This is a genomic window from Schaalia sp. ZJ405 (assembly GCF_011038885.2).
Classification (GTDB): domain Bacteria; phylum Actinomycetota; class Actinomycetes; order Actinomycetales; family Actinomycetaceae; genus Pauljensenia.
The window spans coordinates 33,415-51,257 of sequence record NZ_CP064952.1 but is presented as its reverse complement, the minus strand read 5'-3'; the positions used below and the strand labels follow the sequence as shown (position 1 = coordinate 51,257).

The 17,843-nt window shown below is 58.4% G+C and carries 15 protein-coding genes and 1 tRNA gene; 11 read left to right on the top strand and 5 right to left on the bottom strand.

Annotated features, from left to right (window positions below):
• The first annotated feature begins 69 nt into the window (after positions 1 to 69).
• The 3 genes from G7Y41_RS00205 to G7Y41_RS00195 all read left to right on the top strand — a co-directional run bounded on the left by G7Y41_RS00205 (position 70) and on the right by G7Y41_RS00195 (position 1,166).
• Positions 70 to 156, top strand: a tRNA-Leu gene (locus tag G7Y41_RS00205).
• 275 nt (positions 157 to 431) lie between these two features.
• Positions 432 to 641, top strand: coding sequence for a cold-shock protein (locus G7Y41_RS00200; RefSeq protein WP_165216987.1), 210 nt, complete (start codon positions 432 to 434; stop codon positions 639 to 641).
• A 303-nt stretch (positions 642 to 944) separates the two neighbouring features.
• Positions 945 to 1,166 (top strand): hypothetical protein, encoded by a 222-nt coding sequence (locus G7Y41_RS00195; protein WP_165216985.1) that lies wholly within the window; start codon positions 945 to 947, stop codon positions 1,164 to 1,166.
• A gap of 310 nt (positions 1,167 to 1,476) precedes the next feature.
• On the opposite strand, the gene G7Y41_RS00190 is transcribed toward G7Y41_RS00195, so the two are convergent.
• From G7Y41_RS00190 to G7Y41_RS00180, 3 genes are all read right to left on the bottom strand, one after another.
• Entirely contained in the window at positions 1,477 to 3,345 is a 1,869-nt protein-coding gene (locus G7Y41_RS00190; RefSeq protein WP_165315488.1) for a hypothetical protein, read from the bottom strand.
• 305 nt (positions 3,346 to 3,650) lie between these two features.
• On the bottom strand, positions 3,651 to 5,639 hold the full coding sequence (locus G7Y41_RS00185; RefSeq protein ID WP_165315489.1) for an ABC transporter ATP-binding protein: 1,989 nt from the start codon (positions 5,637 to 5,639) through the stop codon (positions 3,651 to 3,653).
• Positions 5,636 to 7,369: an ABC transporter ATP-binding protein gene (locus G7Y41_RS00180; protein WP_196819554.1), complete on the bottom strand. Its 1,734-nt coding sequence runs from the start codon at positions 7,367 to 7,369 to the stop codon at positions 5,636 to 5,638. The genes G7Y41_RS00185 and G7Y41_RS00180 overlap by 4 nt, the downstream gene beginning before the upstream one ends.
• A 383-nt stretch (positions 7,370 to 7,752) precedes the next feature.
• Between G7Y41_RS00180 and rarD the strand changes: the two genes are divergently transcribed.
• On the top strand, positions 7,753 to 8,799 hold the full coding sequence (gene rarD, locus G7Y41_RS00175; RefSeq protein ID WP_442984249.1) for an EamA family transporter RarD: 1,047 nt from the start codon (positions 7,753 to 7,755) through the stop codon (positions 8,797 to 8,799).
• Positions 8,800 to 8,834: 35 nt separating this feature from the next.
• Here the strand turns inward: rarD and dnaB are convergent, their stop codons facing one another.
• Entirely contained in the window at positions 8,835 to 10,181 is a 1,347-nt protein-coding gene (gene dnaB / locus G7Y41_RS00170; RefSeq protein WP_165216979.1) for a replicative DNA helicase, read from the bottom strand.
• Between the two features lie 441 nt (positions 10,182 to 10,622).
• On the opposite strand from dnaB, the gene G7Y41_RS00165 reads away from it, so the two are divergent.
• The 5 genes from G7Y41_RS00165 to rplI all read left to right on the top strand — a co-directional run bounded on the left by G7Y41_RS00165 (position 10,623) and on the right by rplI (position 13,950).
• A complete protein-coding gene (locus G7Y41_RS00165; protein WP_165315490.1) occupies positions 10,623 to 12,038 on the top strand; it encodes an MATE family efflux transporter in 1,416 nt (471 codons plus the stop codon).
• Positions 12,039 to 12,255: 217 nt separating this feature from the next.
• Positions 12,256 to 12,546, top strand: a complete 291-nt coding sequence (gene rpsF, locus G7Y41_RS00160) for a 30S ribosomal protein S6 (protein ID WP_165216974.1) — start codon at positions 12,256 to 12,258, stop codon at positions 12,544 to 12,546.
• Between the two features lie 44 nt (positions 12,547 to 12,590).
• On the top strand, positions 12,591 to 13,154 hold the full coding sequence (locus G7Y41_RS00155; RefSeq protein WP_165315491.1) for a single-stranded DNA-binding protein: 564 nt from the start codon (positions 12,591 to 12,593) through the stop codon (positions 13,152 to 13,154).
• 71 nt (positions 13,155 to 13,225) lie between these two features.
• A complete protein-coding gene (rpsR, locus tag G7Y41_RS00150) occupies positions 13,226 to 13,468 on the top strand; it encodes a 30S ribosomal protein S18 (RefSeq protein ID WP_165216969.1) in 243 nt (80 codons plus the stop codon).
• Between the two features lie 20 nt (positions 13,469 to 13,488).
• Positions 13,489 to 13,950 carry a 50S ribosomal protein L9 gene (gene rplI / locus G7Y41_RS00145; protein WP_165216967.1) on the top strand — a complete coding sequence of 154 codons (462 nt, stop codon included), beginning with the start codon at positions 13,489 to 13,491 and terminating at the stop codon, positions 13,948 to 13,950.
• 280 nt (positions 13,951 to 14,230) lie between these two features.
• Here the strand turns inward: rplI and G7Y41_RS00140 are convergent, their stop codons facing one another.
• Complete coding sequence (locus G7Y41_RS00140; protein WP_165315492.1) at positions 14,231 to 15,532, bottom strand: DUF5692 family protein; 1,302 nt, start codon at positions 15,530 to 15,532, stop codon at positions 14,231 to 14,233.
• A gap of 165 nt (positions 15,533 to 15,697) precedes the next feature.
• Between G7Y41_RS00140 and G7Y41_RS00135 the strand changes: the two genes are divergently transcribed.
• Both G7Y41_RS00135 and G7Y41_RS00130 read left to right on the top strand, forming a co-directional pair.
• Positions 15,698 to 16,753 (top strand): hypothetical protein, encoded by a 1,056-nt coding sequence (locus G7Y41_RS00135; protein ID WP_165216962.1) that lies wholly within the window; start codon positions 15,698 to 15,700, stop codon positions 16,751 to 16,753.
• On the top strand, positions 16,753 to 17,835 hold the full coding sequence (locus G7Y41_RS00130; protein ID WP_165315493.1) for a DUF5692 family protein: 1,083 nt from the start codon (positions 16,753 to 16,755) through the stop codon (positions 17,833 to 17,835). Before G7Y41_RS00135 ends, G7Y41_RS00130 begins: the two co-directional genes overlap by 1 nt.
• Positions 17,836 to 17,843: the final 8 nt, after the last annotated feature.

The following is a 17,843-nucleotide window of genomic DNA, read 5'->3' as shown; positions in this document are numbered from 1 at the left end:
AAATCATGACGTAAAACCCACATTCGGGTTTGACTCAGTCCACCGAATCCCCGTACTCTTTTCCGGTACGCGCGAGTGGCGGAATAGGCAGACGCGCACGGTTCAGGTCCGTGTCCCAGTGATGGGGTGGGGGTTCAACTCCCCCCTCGCGCACCACAGGAAATGGTGTGTTCGCGCATTTCTTTGGCTTAAAGCCCGCAGATTCTGCGGGCTTTCTCCATTCGATGTGACGTTCTCGTCTCGTTTTTGTGGGATGTGAAGCAATACGGCATCTGTTGTGCCCGGATGGGGTAGCGTTAGCAGGGTAGTTTCACAGTTTCATTGCAGGACTTGCTTTGCCTGGTGGTTGCAGGAGGTTGCGTGACTATGCCGATCCTTGATCGAGGATCGGTCCCACGCCCCGCCGGGGCAGACAAGATTGGAAACACCCCATGACCACTGGCGTTGTCAAATGGTTCAACGACGAAAAGGGCTACGGCTTCATCACTCCTGACGACGGTTCCGCCGACGTCTTCGCTCACTTCTCTAACATCGTCCAGGATGCCGGACGCCGCACCCTCTTCGAGGAAGAGAAGGTCGAGTTCGAGGTGACACAGGGCCCTAAGGGCCTCCAGGCTGAGAACATTCAGCGTCTCGGCTGAACGTCTTTCGACTGAATTATTCAGTCGTTCCTTTTCCGGTGCCGTCGCATCCCACGGGTGCGGCGGCACCGCTGTGTTCGACAGCCATCGGCCACATCCGCGCACGTTCTTGCGACCACGAACCCCCGATTGCCTGTGTTTTCACGCACACAAATGGACTCGGTGCATCTGACCTTGCTAGCTTAGAGAGCGCTGGAATAGATCCGATGGTCCATCGGAGACATCACAGCATCAACTGACACGCTGCCGTGCGGGGGCATGTCAGTGCCACCGCTGGCACTGACAAGAAAAGGAGCCCCATTCATGGAGCACATCGTCAAGTCCGAACTCACCCAGGCTCGCTGGCAGGTTGCCGCCGATGCCACAGCCATCATCTCGGTGATCGTCCTCCTCGCCGCTCTCGGTATCTTCGCCGCGGTTTCCGTTGGTTCAACGATCTCCGTCGTCATTGCTGCCCTCGTTGGCCTTTCCGCGCTGCTCTTTGTTCCCGCGATTTACGCGCTGATGAACCGCCCGCAGCACTGAGATCATGCTGGGGCGCGCAAGGAAGCGCGCCCCCTTCGACCACCCGAGCGTGACGCACACGGCGTCACGCTCTTTCTGTATCTTCGGGCGTGCTCCCAGGCATTAACCCACCCTTAACCCTTACCCTCAGCGTCGTTCAGCCTCGTCCTCGTCAATGAAGACACCTGAGGGAAATAGCCGAATGATGGCATAACGGCTCATAGGTAACACATGATCAGGGGCCGGGTGTAATTGAACACCCGACCCCTGAACTCTCCAGCAAGACCCCACTTAGGGGAGCTCAGTGAGGCGCTATGACCTCTCAATCATGCTAGCGCACGGCTCGCCGACGAGTGAGCATCAGCGCAGCGCCAACAATCAGCGCACCCGCCACAATCGTCATATGACCGGACGCGGGGGAACCCGTCATCGCAAGAGTCTGAGCGGCTTTCTTTCCCGCAGCAGGCTTCTTGTCCGACACAGGCTTCTTGTCTGAAGCGGGCTTCTCTCCTGCAGCAGACTGATCCTTTGCTTCATCCTCGACAGAGGGGGCTTCCTGGTCCTCAGTGTCAGTCCCAGCAGACGGCTCTTCCTGATCCTCAGAGTCGGTCCCAGCAGACGGCTCTTCCTGATCCTCAGAATCGGTCCCAGCAGGCGGTTCTTCCTCATCCTCAGAGTCGGTCCCAGCAGACGGCTCTTCCTGATCTTCAGTGTCAGTTGATGGCGTGTCCGTCGGGGCTGGCTTGTTCATCTCAACGAGATCATCTAAGTAGTAGCGGTGATACACCGTCGTTCCATCAATGGTTTCCGTCGGCAGGTTGATGAACAACGGGTAATTGTTGCCGTAGGACCGAATGTCCGTGTAGGGGATTCCCGCGTCATTCAACCGCTGAGCAATGAGCGTCTTGTATTCCTCGAGCTTCTCGGTGGTCAATTCGGGTTTAGGGCAGACCATCTCACCGTCATCGTTGGTTGAGCAGTCAACTTTCACCTTGGGCAGAGGATTCTTCGCAAGCGCCGCGCCAACGGCTTGGAACCACAGCTGCGAAGACGTCAGGTTGATCGCCCGCGTCTCAGTTTGTCCATTCTCCCCGGTGTAGGCAATGGTGACTGTACGGTCAGCATTATCTCCTGAGAAGGGTTCTGCCCACGGCTTGAGATCGTCGCTCGTCACAGACATGATGTAGCGCGCGTTCTTCGACGCCGAATAAACCGGGGACTTGCGATCCTTAACGAAAGTGCGACCATCGTAGCTTACTGCCACCGAGCCCTGTCCTGGAGCTGTCACGTCACTTCCGATTCCTCGGTTCGTTACCGTCAGTGTTGTTGGGCGGACCGAGTAGAAAATGGGCCAGCGGAAAAGAAGCACCGATTGGTGACGATCCCAGCCCTGAGGCACGGGGACGGTGTCAACACGAACGGTGACGCCCCGCTCATCGGTCGTGATATTACCTTCAGCCACCTCGTAGCCTGCCGCCCGATACCAGGTGATGACGTTATTGATGATCTGTGTACGGTCTGCGTCAGATACCTGACCGCTGTACACCGTGGGCAGGACCGGCAGCGATCCTCGCTTGTTGATGAGTTTATTCAGCACCGTGATGTAAGAGTCGATCACGCTGGAGCTTTCGGCGCCATCCTGGGTCGCCTTGAAGTAGAGGGTCACCGGGGCAACGGTGCGCGACGGCAGACCATCCGCGCTCACGCTGTACTGAGAGGTTCCGTTTCCGCGAGGTGTTTCAGTCAGCGGATAGGATTGCCCGTAGTATTCCACCCGGTAAATGCCGCCCGACTTCGCCGTGATCGCGATTTTGAGGCTGGTTTCTGTGACCTCTGTGTCGCCCTGGGTGATGTGCTGGTCGGTGATGAGGTTTCCAGCCGGTGCTTCGGCGGCTGCATTGGCAGGACTCGTCATTGCCGAGGGCGAGGCCGCCTCGCGTTCCGTTCCTGCCTCAGGTGCAGTATTCGTCGTGGGTTGCGCGTCCGACGTGGGTTGAGTATCCGACGCAGATTCAGTATCCGGCGCAGATGCGGGATTTTCGGTTGCCGAGGCCGGTGCCGAGGTTTCAGCAGCGGGTTCGTCGCCGGCAAAAGCGGGAGCCAGTTGACTTCCCAAAAGCGCGCTCGTCAGGGCGATCGTCAAGATCGTCGCTCGCGAGCGACGACGCGCGGTACGTTTAGTCTCGATGCTAGGCGCCATCAGGCAGGCCTTTCTCCACTTACGTGGCGGTCTGATTGGATAGGGTGGACATCTTTAATCGCATCTGGTGAATATGCTTCACCATTCACACTGTGATGTTTCAGTTAAATCTTAACCGACCGTTTAACAAGCGTCGCAGGGAAAACTGACCACAGTATCAGAGATATCCCCCACACGATCGGAACAACAGATTCACCGATCCGAAGACACTCCCCACATTCACACAGCAGTTTGAGATGACAGAGCCGGGAGGCTCCCCACAGGAATAACTCCCCGATCAGCCAAAGACAAGGAAGAACCTTATCCTACTCCTGCACGCCCGCGAATTGCGCCGCGTGGAGTCGGGCATAGGCCCCACCTGCGGCAAGAAGCTCATCATGGCTCCCCTGCTCGACAATGTCCCCATGCTCCATGACGAGGATCATGTCGGCGTCTCGAATTGTCGACAAACGGTGGGCGATGACAAACGACGTGCGTCCCTGACGCAAGACGTTCATCGCTCTTTGGACGAGCAACTCTGTGCGCGTATCCACCGAGGATGTTGCCTCGTCAAGGATCAGGACAGCGGGGTCGGCGACAAATGCACGAGCAATCGTCAGAAGCTGACGTTCACCTGCGGAAACGTTCGCTGCGTCCTCGTCAAGAATCGTGTCGTAGCCATCGGGCAGCGAACGAATAATGTGGTCAACGTAGCAAGCCTTTGCCGCAGCCTCCACCTGCTCATCCGAAGCACCCGGGCGACCATAGCGAATGTTCTCGCGGATCGTCCCACCAAAGAGCCACGGATCTTGAAGCACCATTCCCGTGCGCTCACGAACCGCGCGACGCGTCATCTGCGCAGTATCACGACCGTCCAGAAGGATTGCTCCCCCGTTGATCTCGTAGAAGCGCATGAGGAGGTTAACCAAGGTGGTCTTGCCAGCACCCGTCGGACCAACGATTGCCACCGTCTCACCCGGACGAACCGTTAACGAAAGGTCGTTAATGAGCGCACGCTCCGGTGAATACGAGAACCGCACGTTGCGCATCTCAATGACTCCCTGACCGCAAGGGTCAGGCACCGTGGTCGCGTCCTCGTCAGAGGATTCCTCCTGGGCATCAAGCAACTCAAAAACACGCTCAGCACTGGCTGTGCCCGACTGAACGGATGTCACCATGCCACCGAGCTGGCCAATGGGTTGCGAGAACTGCTGTGAGTACTGGATGAACGCCTGAACATCACCTAGGCGCATCGAACCGGTAGCAACCATGTAGCCACCGACAACAGCGATCGCAACATAGGAGAGGTTCGAGATGACTCGCATGATCGGCATCATGATTCCCGAAAGGAATTGGGCCCGAAGACTGGATTCGTACAGCTCCTCGTTCTGCTGAGCGAACTTCTCCATGACTGCTTCCGTGCGCCCGAAAGTCCGAACCACGGCGTGACCTGAGAAAGACTCTTCGACCTGAACATTCAGACGCCCAGTTCGCGCCCACTGATGGACAAAGGCTTTCTGTGAGCGTGACCCCACCACAGCCATAACCCCGCCCATCAGCGGGATCATCACCAACGCAATGAGCGCCAGCTTCCATGAAATCGAGAACATCATTCCCAACACACCAAAGATTGTCAGGATCGACGTGATCGCACCCGACAGGGACTGCTGAAGAGTGTTCGTCATGTTGTCGACATCATTTGTTACGCGAGACAGCAACTCACCGCGCTGCATTTTGTCGAAGTATGACAGGGGGAGACGATGGATTTTCTCCTCAACATCCCTGCGCAGCCCACGCATGGCTTTCACCGTGACCCGATTGAGGAGGAATCCCTGAAGCCAGTTGAGAATCCCCGACCCAACGTAGAGAGCGAGGACGATACCGAGGACAACCGCGAGCGCCTGGAAATCAATGCCCTGACCCGGGACGATATCCATCGCGGACAGGGCGCGCGCCATATCCGTTTGTCCCGAGGCCGTGAGGCCTTCGATCAGATGCTCTTTTGTTATTCCGCCCTGCATCTTCGAGGAAATATACCCTTCGAAGACGAGGTTCGTTGCGCGGCCAAGAACTTTCGGAGCGGCAACCGAGAGAACAACCCCGGCGATTGAGGACACAATGACAACGCACAGCTCAACTCTGTAGCGGGTGATGAGGCGAACCATTCGACGGAATGAGGGCCAGAACTCGGTCGGTTTTCCAGGCGGCGGTGCATGGTACCCACTATTGCCCGAGGACGTCTGAGCCTCGTACGCCTGGGCAATGTCCTCGTCAGTCACCGCGTGCTGGTTTTGACGACGTTTCTTCTCGCTCATTGAATCTCCTGGGCTCCCAGCTGGGACGTCACAATTTCGCGATACACCGAGTTGGAGCCCACCAGCTCCTCGTGGGTTCCGCAACCCGCTAGACGCCCTGAATCCAGTACAAGAATCTGATCAGCATCGGTCACCGAGGACACACGCTGAGCAACAATCACCTTGGTGATTCCCTCAGTGGCTGGGCCAAGAGCCTGACGCAGACGCGCGTCGGTCGCAACATCCAAGGCTGAGAAGGAATCGTCAAAGAGGAGAATGGGTGGGCGGCGCACGAGAGCTCGCGCAATGGATAGGCGCTGGCGCTGACCACCCGAGACATTCGTGCCTCCCTGGGCGATGGGAGCATCGAGCCCTCCATCCATGTCACGCACGAACTCCTCAGCCTGCGCGATACGCAAGGCCTCCCAGAGTTCATCATCCGTTGCATCTTCCTTTCCGATGCGGAGATTAGAGGCAACTGTTCCCGCAAAGAGGAAGGGTTTTTGCGGGACAAATCCCAGCTGTGCCCACAGCCTCTCGGGTTCGGCGTCTCGGACATCAACACCGGAGACAACAACCCGACCCTTTGTTGAGTCAATCAGGCGTGCAATCAGCGAAATCATCGTTGTCTTTCCCGATCCCGTGGACCCAACAATCGCCGTGGTTGTGCCCGGGGCGATCTTCAAGCTGATCTCGGACAGTACGTCGGCCTGCGCACCCGGGTAAGAGAAGGAGACGCCGTCGAACTCGATCATTCCCGGACGCGGAAATTCGCTGACCGGATGATCGCTTGCCACCAGGGACGGTTCAGTTGCAAGAACCTCGTTGATACGTTCGGCTGAGACGGCGGCACGAGGAATCATGATCGTCATGAACGACGCCATGACGATCCCCATGAGGATCTGCATAAGGTAGGACATGAACGCGATGAGCGTTCCAACCTCGGTGTTTCCTTCGTTGACCGCGTGCCCTCCAAACCAGATGACACCGACGATCGTCACGTCAAGAACAAGCATGACCAGGGGGAACAGAAGAACGAAGAGCTGCCCCACCCGTTCACCGATCCGCGTGATCGCGTCATTTGCATGCCCGAACCGTTCCCGTTCGGCATCTTCGCGAACAAAAGCGCGGATCACCCGGATGCCGGTGAGTTGTTCACGCAGAACACGGTTAATTCCGTCGAGCGTGTCCTGGTAGCTACGAAACAGCGGGACCATTCGCCAGACAATAATCGCGACAGCGACAAGCAGGAACGGCACGGACACACCGATAAGCCACGACAGGCTGGGGGCTTTCGTCAGGGCCATGATGATGCCACCGATCGCCATCATCGGCGCGGAGACGAGCATGGTGCACCCCATCATGACGAGCATCTGAACCTGCTGCACGTCATTCGTTGACCGGGTGATGAGGGATCCGGACCCGAAAGTTGACACTTCCTTTTCCGAGAATGAACTGACCGTGCGGAAGATCGCAGCTCTGAGGTCACGCCCGGTTCCCATAGCTGCGCGAGCTGCGCACCATGTTGCGGCAATCGAGGAAACCCCTTGAAGAACGGACACCGCGAGCATGAATCCGCCGACACGCCAGATGTATGCGGTATCTCCCTTGGCCACGCCGTTGTCGATGATGTCCGCGTTGAGCGTCGGCAGGTACAGCGACGTCATCGTGGCAATAAATTGCAGAACGAGGACGGCCACGATGAACCCCCAATAGGGGCGCACGTAGGTCCTCAGGACGCGAATAAGCACGGGGGTCTCCATCAATGTGTTGAGCGTCAATAGCACGGATTCTTCTCGGGAGGGCTCGCGATCACCGCTGAGTAGCCGGCAGTGTGCGTCGTCCTAGCCGACGGCATGATCGCGAGCGAGAAGTATCGCGGCATCGCACGCTGTGCCGCGTATTTTCAACGTAACAAGCAATATGACAGTTTAGTCAGAAAGCACCTCATACGCTTGCCTCCCTACGCGAGCTTCATCACGGAACTCCCCTCAGCCCAAAGTTATTCGGTACCTCCCCTCGCAGCACACCGCACTTTTTCATTGGGTTTTCATTAACGAGGACGAGGCCGCCTTTCGTCTCATTCCCCAAGGATCGACATGCGAAACGCAGGTCCTGGAATATCCTCGACCATGTGTCAGATGTGAATATCCCCGGGTCGTCCTCGTCCCCCGAAACCCCGCAGAATACGCAAGTGTCCACCGGTACCACCCGCGCAACAACTGGCACACCGCATACCGAAAATAACCCGCGAGCGCTGGCACTGGGAATCGCTACCTACGTCATCTGGGGATTCTTCCCCCTGTATTTTGCCCTGCTCGAACCCGCCGGGGCCGTCGAAGTCATTGTCCACCGGGCGCTGTGGGGGCTGGTCTTTTGCTTATTCGCCCTGGTTGTCACGCGGCGGTTGCGTGTGCTTCGCGCGTTGCTGACGGATCACCACGTCCTGTGGCGACTGTCGTTGGCGGGCGGGCTCATTGTGGTCAACTGGTCGACCTACGTGTATGCGGTTCTTACCGGACACACCGTTGACGCAGCGATCGGGTACTTTATTAACCCGCTGATCACGGTTGCTTTGTCTCTCATTGTTCTGCGTGAGCGGATTTCGCGCCTGCAAAAAGTTGCGTTGGGATTCGGGGCAGTTGCCGTGGTGATCCTCATTGTCGGTCAGGGTCGGCTGCCGTGGCTGTCGCTGACGCTCGCGCTGTCGTTCGGCTTCTACTCGCTGGTGAAGAAGGACGTTGCACCCAGGGTTGACCCGCTCGCGGGGATGGCCGTGGAAACCGCTGCGGTCACGCCGTTTCTTTTAGCCTATTACGGGTATCTCGCATCAACGAGGTCGACGTCGTTCCATGTTCTTGCTGCGCAGTCGGCCTCCGGGCAAGCGCAGATCCATCCGGTCGCTCACCTCGCGTTGCTCGTGGGAGCTGGCTGCATCACGATGATCCCGCTGATCATGTTCGCCTCCGCTGCCCGCGGGATTTCGCTGGGGATGATCGGTTTTATTCAATACCTGTCACCCGTGGTGCAGTTACTCATCGGTGTCCTGCTTTTTCATGAACACATGGAACTCACACGCTGGATCGCAACAGGTGTTGTCTGGGTGGCTCTGGCATTCCTCACAACGGATATGGTCATCACCGCGACACGTCAAAAGCACCTGCGGCGACACGCCGCGTAGGCCGCCATCGGTGGTCTGTTGCCCGGGACGCTCCCCTACTCCATGTCGGGTTCACGGCTACCAGCGAAATTGACGAAGCGTGCCATATCGCCTTGGAAGAGCGCGGTGATTGTTGCGGTTGCGCCATTACGGTGCTTCGCCACAATAATGTCGGCCTCACCGGGGCGATCTTCCTTGTTGTAGTAGTCGGGGCGGTGCAGCAGCATGATGATGTCGGCGTCCTGTTCAAGGGAGCCGGATTCACGCAGATCGGACATCATCGGTTTTCTGTCGTTTCGAGACTCCGAATTTCGGTTGAGCTGAGCAACCGCGACAACGGGAACGTCAATGTCTTTGGCCAGGAGCTTGAGGTTACGCGACATTGCAGACACCTCCTGCTGACGCGATTCGACCTGGTGTCCTGAGGTCATCAGCTGAAGGTAGTCAATAACAATGAGCCCGAGGTTTTCTTCCTGTTTGAGTCGGCGGCACTTCGCGCGGATCTCCGAGATCGTCATATTCGCCGAGTCGTCAACGTACAGCGGCGCCTCGGAGATTCGCGAGGTTGTTTCCGCAACCTTTCGCCAATCCATGTCCGTCATTTTGCCGGCTTGCATCTTCGACAGCCGCACCCCAGATTCGGCCGACAGCATACGCATGGCGATTTCCTGCTGACTCATTTCCAGCGAGAAGATCAGCGACGTGATGCCATGTTTGATTGACGCTGAGCGGCAGAAGTCCAGGGCAAGCGTTGATTTGCCCATCGCGGGACGGGCGGCAACGATGATCATCTGACCGCCGTGAAGTCCCTGGGTGAGCTGGTCGAGGTCGGTGAAACCCGTGGGGACGCCCTGAAGTTTCCCCTGGTTCTTTTCAATGTCTTCGAGGGCAACCAACACGTCCTCGGACATGGTCTTCATCGCGACGTAGTCCTCGGATTTGCGGCCGTCGGACACCGCGTAGATCTCGGCCTGCGCCTGGTCAACGATTTCGTCGACATCGCTGCCGCTTTCGGCGTATCCCAGCTGAACGACGCGGGTTCCCGCGGTCACAAGCCGGCGCATAATCGCGCGTTCGCGCACGATTTTCGCATGATATCCGGCGTTCGCTGCGGTGGGGACCGACGAGATCAGTGTGTGGAGATAGGCGGCGCCACCCACCCGGGAGAGGGCTCCGTCCTTTTTGAGTTCGGACGCAACGGTGATGGCATCAGCCGGTTCAGCCCGATCGTTGAGCGCAATAATCGCATCGAAGATCAGTTCGTGATTGGGCAGGTAAAAGTCAGAGCCGCGGAGAATTTCGGTAACGGCGGAGATCGCACCTGCGGTGAGCATCATCGATCCCAGGACGGACATTTCCGCTTCCACGTCCTGGGGTGGAGTGCGGTCAAAGTCATCCGCCATGTATTCCTCCGCTTGCGCTGTCCGTCAGGTTCCAATCCACAGTGACGAGGACGAGGCCGCCCTCTCATGTATTTCTTCACCGCCGCGGACTCATCGTCCGCTCTGTGCTGGATCGGGTGTTTTTACGCCTATCGCCTCGGCATTGAGACCTTGACTGAGTCAGTCGAATGCCGTGACACGATCGTACGTATATAGCAGAGGGTATCGCGAGATATACACAGATCCCGAACCTTCAATGTGAACTCGAAGTGGATAAGCTGTGGATAGGCTGTGGAAATCTCGGCGCGTCGTCCACATGCTTTGTGGATAGAATGCATGTCCTGTGGATTAACCCACCGTCGCGACGCGTACTCAAAATTCCACGATACGGCTTTCCCAGGCGAACGGAAGTTGTCCACAGATCTGTGCACAGATTGTGGATAACTTTTTCGAGGGAGTTGAATGGACAACACAGACCAGTCACCACAAGACCCTCAACCTGTCCTCCAATCTTCACCCGAGGAAGCATTAGAGCCTCGCCGCTCAGTGAACCGCCAGATCCTCGCCCTCGCCCTCCCATCCCTGGGAGCCCTCGTTGCAGAACCTCTCTTCACCGTCATCGACTCGGCGATGGTTGGACATCTCGGAACCGTCGAATTAGCCGGCCTCGGCCTGGCCTCCACAGTCCTCCAAACCATCGTCGGACTCTTCGTCTTCCTCCTCTTCTCCACAACAACAATGGCCAGTCAGGCCCTCGGAGCGGGAAAAGTCGACCGTGCCTTCCAGTCCGGAGTTCACGCGCTCTGGCTCGCCGGAAGCCTCGGTATTGCGTTGATGCTGGTCCTCACACTGGGGGCTGAACCGATCCTTTCGGTCCTCGGGGCAAGCGAACAGACCCTCCCTCACGCAACGGCATACCTGCGATGGAGCGCACCCGGACTCATCGGGATGCTCATCGTCTACGCTGCCACAGGGACGCTGCGCGGCCTCCAGAACACCATGACGCCGCTCATCGTTGCCAGCCTCGGGGCTCTCTTCAACGTCGGCGCAAACGCCTTCTTCATTTACGGCCTACGGATGGGAGTCGCAGGCTCGGGAGCAGGAACGGCCCTGACGCAGACACTCATGGCGCTGTGGTTAGGCTTCATCGTCATTTCCGGCGCTCACAAACACTCGGTGAGCTGGGCTCCCTCCCTCTCAGGGGTGTGGGGCACCGCGCGTCAAGGCACACCCCTCTTCTTGCGGACCATCGCGCTGCGCCTCGCGCTTCTGGCGAACCTCACAGTTGCCGCCCACATCTCCGTGACCGCCCTGGCCAGCCATCAGGTCGTGTGGACCGTATGGACTTTCGCCGCATTCGTCCTCGACGCCATCGCCGTTGCTGCCCAATCACTCATCGGCTACGCCATCGGCGCCCACGACACCGAGGGAATCCGTCCGCTCATGCGAAACCTCCTCACGTGGGCTCTCGGTGCGGGACTCGTCCTCGGAGCCGTATTCCTCGTCCTCTCCCCCATCCTCCCCTACGCCTTCGGAACCGACCCTCGCCTGCACGAACTCACGACGCGGATCCTCCTCATTGCCGGAGCCTTCATGCCGATTGCCGCCCTGACCTACGTCATCGAAGGTGCCCTTTTCGGAGCCGACAAAGGCGGATCTCTCGCCGTCGCGTGCATCATCTCCCTGGCCCTCTACGCCCCGATGCTCTGGGCCCAATACGGCGCGTTCTCCGCTGACTCATCGACCGATGCCATTGCCCTTAGCGTTCTGTGGTTGACCTATTCCGGCGGCTACATGGGGTTGCGTGCCCTGACCTACGCCTACCTCACATGGTGGTCACCGCGCGCGGTCGTTCCGCGCGCTCGTCCTCGCCAATAAAACCACGGGGAGAACAAGCCGCCGGACACGAGGGCAACGTGGTTCACACCTCGGTGCAGCCCCTAGCGCCAGCTCGCCGAAATCGCTACAGTAGATAGTCGGATATTCTTCGCCACCCGGCAAAGAATTCCACGGGGATCCACGTGGATCTCCAACGCATCACCCTCCTGTCACGGACCGTCCGTGACCGCAAAGACCATAGGAGGTGGGTATTAACGTGCGTAAATACGAACTGATGGTGATCCTCGATCCTTCGATCGACGAGCGCACCGTCGCCCCCACGATGGAGAAGTACCTTGAGGCCGCAAAGGCCGACGGTGGCTCCGTTGAGAACATTGACGTCTGGGGTAAGCGTCGTCTTGCCTACGACATTCTCAAGCGTTCCGAGGGCATCTACGTCGTCATTAACATGACCACGACTCCCGAGCACGCGCTGGAAATCAACCGCCGCATGGGTCTTGATGAGACCATCCTGCGGACGAAGCTCCTGCGCCCCGACGCTCACTGAGTCGCAACCGAACCGTCCGTCACCGCGCAAACCGAGGAGTCACAATGGCCGGAGAAACCGTCATTACCATCATCGGAAACCTCACGAGCGATCCTGAGCTGAAGTACACCACCTCAGGCGTTCCCTTCGTGAGCTTCTCGGTGGCTTCCACGCCGCGAACCTACGATCGCGAAGCCGGCGAATACCGCGACGGCGAAACGCTCTTCATGCAGTGCTCCCTGTGGCGCAACGCAGCTGAGAATGTTTCGCAGTCCCTGAAGAAGGGCATGCGCGTCATCGTTCAGGGCCGGCTCGTTCAGCGTAACTTCGAGACCCGTCAGGGTGAACGTCGTTCGTCGATCCAGCTTCAGGTCGATGAGATCGGCCCGAGCCTGCGCTATGCAACCGCTCAGGTTCAGCGCGTCTCCACCCCGGGAGGCGGCTCACGCGGCGGCTACCAGGGTCAGGGAGTCGGCGGGGGCGAGGGCTATCAGCCCCGCGACAACGGTGGATACCAGGGCGGTTCGCAAGCGAACTACGGAGCACCCGCGGGTGGTTCCGCAGAGGACCCGTGGCGCACCCCAGATCAGGGTGGCTCCACGTCCTTCATGGATGAACCCCCGTTCTAAACGTCAACTGACGACACACATCGACATGCTTGGGGTGGCCACCGCGCCGCCCGGATCATAAGGAGACCATCATGGCGAAGCCTCAACTTCGCAACAAGCCCATTAAGAAGAAGGCCAACCCGCTGAAGTCGGCCAAGATCGAATCCATCGACTACAAGGACACCGCGCTGCTGCGTAAGTTCATTTCGGACCGCGGCAAGATCCGCGCCCGTCGCGTGACCGGCGTGTCCACCCAGGAACAGCGTCGTATCGCCCGCGCCGTGAAGAATGCGCGCGAAATGGCTCTGCTGCCCTACTCGTCGACCGGCCGCTGATCGGGAAGGAGAGGAAACTCATGGCTACCACGAAACTCATCCTCACCCAGGACGTTGCCAACCTTGGCAACGCCGGTGAAGTCGTCGAGGTTCGCTCCGGCTACGGACGCAACTACCTGATCCCCCGCGGGTTCGCCACAAAGTGGACCAAGGGTGCTCAGAAGCAGATCGACCAGATCCAGGCTGCTCGTCGCCGCCACGAGATCGCGTCGATCGACGACGCTCGCGCTGTGCGCGACACCCTGCAAGGCGCTCCCTTCGTCACCGTGTCAGGCAAGGTTGGTGCCACCGGCCGCCTCTTCGGTGGTGTTTCAGCCGCTCAGATCGCTGACGCCGTCAAGAACGACCTCGGTCAGACCATCGACCGCCGCCGCGTGATCATTGACGCTCCGATCAAGACCGTCGGTGACTACACGGTGACCGTCAACCTCCACTCCGAGGTGTCGGCAAAGCTGAAGGTCCGCGTCGTCGCAACGAAGTGACCCTGTCGGCGTTATGAGGCGTCAGCGTTGTCAGGCGTAGTCCCGTCGGCGCGACCCTCATACACGTCTGATGAGACATAGCCGAAGGGCCCCAACCATTCGCGGTTGGGGCTCTTCGGCTGTATTGTGCGACGTCGTCCTCGTTCCCAGCACAGAGTGAGCGCCGGGGGAGGCGGTAAAGGGCATGAGAAGTCCGCTGTTCCTGACGGCCACCGGCAACCGGGGGTGGTGAGCATCGGCGCGGTGCGACGCCACCAAAGAAGCCCCGAAGCCACCGAAGCTACGTCCTGGGCACCTTGTGCTGCGGTTTCGCTTTGACGATGGTCCGTCCCTGGTCATCCTTTGGCCACCACGGCATCCACGAGACGTATCCATCGGCCGGCGGTACCGGCGAATCCGGCTCAAACCCAAGTTCAGCAGGGGTTTCGGGAATTCGGTCGACAATAAAGTACTTGTCCTTGTCGTCGCAGTGCTCGCGAACAATCGTCCGGAACTCCGCAAGTTCGCAGTAGAGAACACCGGTAATCGGGTTGCGCTTGAAGACAATGATCTTGTACAGCCAGTAGGCAAATAGCGCGACGTTGGCAACGAGGGCAAGGACGGCACAGACCATATTTGCCGTCGGATTCATCGTTGCGAAGTTCTGGATATCTGAGGGCGGCACCAGGATCTCCGGTAGGAGCGTGTTCATTGAAATCCAGAACACCAGTGTGAAACACCTAAACCAGATCCACTGTCCCTTTGCCCACGTGAACGCCGGGATCGTACAGGCAAGCAGCAGAGCGAATGTGCAGTACCACGTGTAGTCGGCCAAGGAATTGTAAAGGAATGCGTGGTTCCACAGGTCATAGGCGATCACCCACGGCCACACCATGTCGACCCAGATCAGCCCGCGGACCTTCTGTTTTCCTTTCGATGTCGCGATAATTTTGCCTAGACCGGTGATCGTGATGATATTCAACAGGCCGGCGGCAGCCGATATGAGGTTCCAGACTCCTGCGATGGTGCGAAAACCCGTTGCGGGATCAACGCCAACGTGGTTCGCTGCAAAGTTCGCTGCGACCGCCTGGTACCACTGAGGGCTGTGGAGCTGCTCGGTGACCCCTCTGGCCTCAGGGAGACCGGCAATCATGTCAATGGTGTGCGTGTCGTTGACGTTCTTGAGGCACTGCCAGTCGGCACCGCACTGATAGTACGTTTCAGCATTAAAGAAAATTGTCAGATCGCGGATGTTGGCTTCCATGATGTTGACGGCAAGGCCGATCCACAGGGCAACACCCAACCAGATCGCGTACTTGTGCGCCTTGTGGGGATTGCGTTTGGCATAGACGAGGACGACGCCCGTCATTGTTGCCGTGAGGATCATGATCGCGTATTTACCAAAGGGGAACCATCCAACCATCGGGGTTCCATGAATCCAGGCGTACGGCATCAACGCGATGCCACCAACCGTCCACACCGCGAAGATCGTCCAATTCCACCGGCGATTGATTTCAGCGACGAGTATCTGTGCGGCAAGGACGAGCAGCCACAGGATATAGACCTTGGGTGTTCCCAGTTCCCATAGGAACAGACTCTCCATGAAACGTCCTCCTCGAACTGACAGTGGGATTGGGTTTAAGCGACTACTCTAGTCTGTCAATACTTCGGATGGGTGACTTCGGTCTCTTTTTACAAACACTGAAATACATGGTGGACCGAAGAAAAGAACGCCCCACACACGTCGGGCACAAACACAGGAGAAACAATGACGACACCTCGCACTCGCACATTCGCTACCTGCGCTCTCGGTGGTACAGCTGCCCTGCTCGGCGGAATGTTTGCCTTTAGCCAGCTCTCAGGCAAAGCCACCCCGGAAGAACGATCGTGGCGCTACCCCGGGGACGACCTCATCGACGCGAACTACGACAACGGCTACTCTTCAACCTACGCCACGACAATTGACGCTCCCGCTTACGCGGTGTGGCGTCTTTTCAAGCAGATCGGTGCCGAAAAAACCGGATCATTCTCCTCCGAGTTCCTCGAACGCACCTTCGCTCGACTCCCCTTCTTCAACTCCTACGAAATTCAAGAGGAATTCCAGCAGCCCGACTCGATGATGCCCGGCGACATCGCCGCTTTCGACTTCCACGGAATGTCGATGGAATGGGCCGACATCGTCCCAGGAAAGTACATGGTCCAGTGGGTCGACACGAAGAACCCACCTAAAGCCCCGGGTTCCTACGCTTTCCGTTTCCCCGGAATGACGCACTTCGCAGCAGCCTGGTGCTTCTACATGATTCCTCTCAAGGGCGGCCGCACCCGCCTCATTAACCACTGGCGCATCGGATACGAACCTGCTTCAACCTTCCAGAAAGCCCTGAACTGGGTGAACATCGAATTCGTCGGCGGCTGCATGACACATATGCAGAACATCTACGTCAAGCGCGTCCTTGAATTCCGCAAGAAACAGCACCTCACGGGACGTTTTATGCGCGGAATGCTCGGCGGACGTTTCTTCCACTCCACAACCCCGGCGGGACGCCACGACGGCACCCCACTTTTCGAAGACACCTACACCCAGTGGTTCCGCTACGGACGCCAAGATCCAGCGGTCGCCGAAATCCGCCCGCCCGTCACAGATGACCCGTCATGGCCACCTCTCGGTCCCAACACCCCCTGGTCCGATGACATCGATTCTCAGTACTTCGAGGGATGGAGCGAACCCACGTTCTCCTGGGATGAACAGATCCGTCAGAAACTTGAACGTTCCTACCTTCCCAACTGGGGCAAGGAAGAACATTCGGAAAGAGAGGCACGGTGATGCCACTGCCAACAATCACCCCTCCCGACTATCCGACGCTCTTTTTCTTCGAGGTCGGCCAATGGTGGGACTATGCGATGCTCGTCGTCGTCATCGCCGCGCTCGCCGTTGTCGCGTGGTTGGCGCAACGTTCACGCTGGGTAGTCCTCGCCGTCTTCATCGTGATCCCGGTTGCGCTGTCGATCTTCTGGTGGCCGACATCCACTCCGGGCACGGCCTCGGCAGGCTGGTTCCCCATCGTCAAGCAGTATTCGGCACTCCTTGGGTCGCTGAGCTTAGTTGCTCTTCAGGTTTTCCCCAAACTCCGCCACAACCGCTGGTACCTGCTGATTCCACCGGTCATTCTTGCGGTCAACATCGCCGAGGCCGTGATCCGCGACTTCCAGTGCTTCGGTATCCACGGCCACGATCCCACACAGGGAATGGTCACCTGGGGTGGGCCGTGGAACATCATGAACGGCATCGCCGGGATCCTCAATCTCCTAGCGATCTCAGGGTGGATCGGAATTTTCGTCTCGAAGAAGAAAGATCGGGCGCTCATTTGGGGTGACCTCACTCTCGGGTGGATCATCGCCTACGACCTATGGAACCTCGCGTACGTGTATAACTGCCTCGCTGACCGGGCCTGGTATTCGGGCGTTGCGCTACTGGCAGCATGCACGATTCCCGCGTTCATGCGCTTGGGTCGCGGCGCGTGGATCCAGTACCGGGCTTACACTCTCACGCTGTGGTCCGCGGTTGTTTTGACGTTCCCACATTTCACAGAGGATTCACTTTTCGCTCACCGTTCCGCGCATAACCCAACGGCCATGTTCCTGCTTTCGGCGGCAGCTCTTGTTGCCAACATCTGGGTGTTCGGCGTTCACATGTACCGCATCGTCAAGTTCCGACGAAACCCGTTGACGCAGGAGGTCTACTCAGATACTCCTCGCTACGTCGAGTGGATTCGTGACCTGGCAAGCGACGACGACAAGCAGCGGATCGCGGCACGCCTGGGTCTCACTCCCGTGGAGCTCGGCTATACCACGACCTCTGAGGCATCCTTCGGAACCGATCAGGGGACGAGGACGAGCGCGCGTTAGACAGGTGC

What these genes read in the sequence shown, in the direction of transcription:
- G7Y41_RS00200 (WP_165216987.1), top strand. Translation starts at nt 432, where the DNA reads ATGACCACTGGCGTTGTCAAATGGTTCAACGACGAAAAGGGCTACGGC.
- G7Y41_RS00130 (WP_165315493.1), top strand. Translation starts at nt 16,753, where the DNA reads ATGCCACTGCCAACAATCACCCCTCCCGACTATCCGACGCTCTTTTTC.
- G7Y41_RS00140 (WP_165315492.1), bottom strand. Translation starts at nt 15,532, where the DNA reads ATGGAGAGTCTGTTCCTATGGGAACTGGGAACACCCAAGGTCTATATC.
- G7Y41_RS00155 (WP_165315491.1), top strand. Translation starts at nt 12,591, where the DNA reads ATGGCCGGAGAAACCGTCATTACCATCATCGGAAACCTCACGAGCGAT.
- G7Y41_RS00190 (WP_165315488.1), bottom strand. Translation starts at nt 3,345, where the DNA reads ATGGCGCCTAGCATCGAGACTAAACGTACCGCGCGTCGTCGCTCGCGA.
- G7Y41_RS00185 (WP_165315489.1), bottom strand. Translation starts at nt 5,639, where the DNA reads ATGAGCGAGAAGAAACGTCGTCAAAACCAGCACGCGGTGACTGACGAG.
- rpsR (WP_165216969.1), top strand. Translation starts at nt 13,226, where the DNA reads ATGGCGAAGCCTCAACTTCGCAACAAGCCCATTAAGAAGAAGGCCAAC.
- G7Y41_RS00135 (WP_165216962.1), top strand. Translation starts at nt 15,698, where the DNA reads ATGACGACACCTCGCACTCGCACATTCGCTACCTGCGCTCTCGGTGGT.
- G7Y41_RS00165 (WP_165315490.1), top strand. Translation starts at nt 10,623, where the DNA reads ATGGACAACACAGACCAGTCACCACAAGACCCTCAACCTGTCCTCCAA.
- rplI (WP_165216967.1), top strand. Translation starts at nt 13,489, where the DNA reads ATGGCTACCACGAAACTCATCCTCACCCAGGACGTTGCCAACCTTGGC.
- G7Y41_RS00195 (WP_165216985.1), top strand. Translation starts at nt 945, where the DNA reads ATGGAGCACATCGTCAAGTCCGAACTCACCCAGGCTCGCTGGCAGGTT.
- dnaB (WP_165216979.1), bottom strand. Translation starts at nt 10,181, where the DNA reads ATGGCGGATGACTTTGACCGCACTCCACCCCAGGACGTGGAAGCGGAA.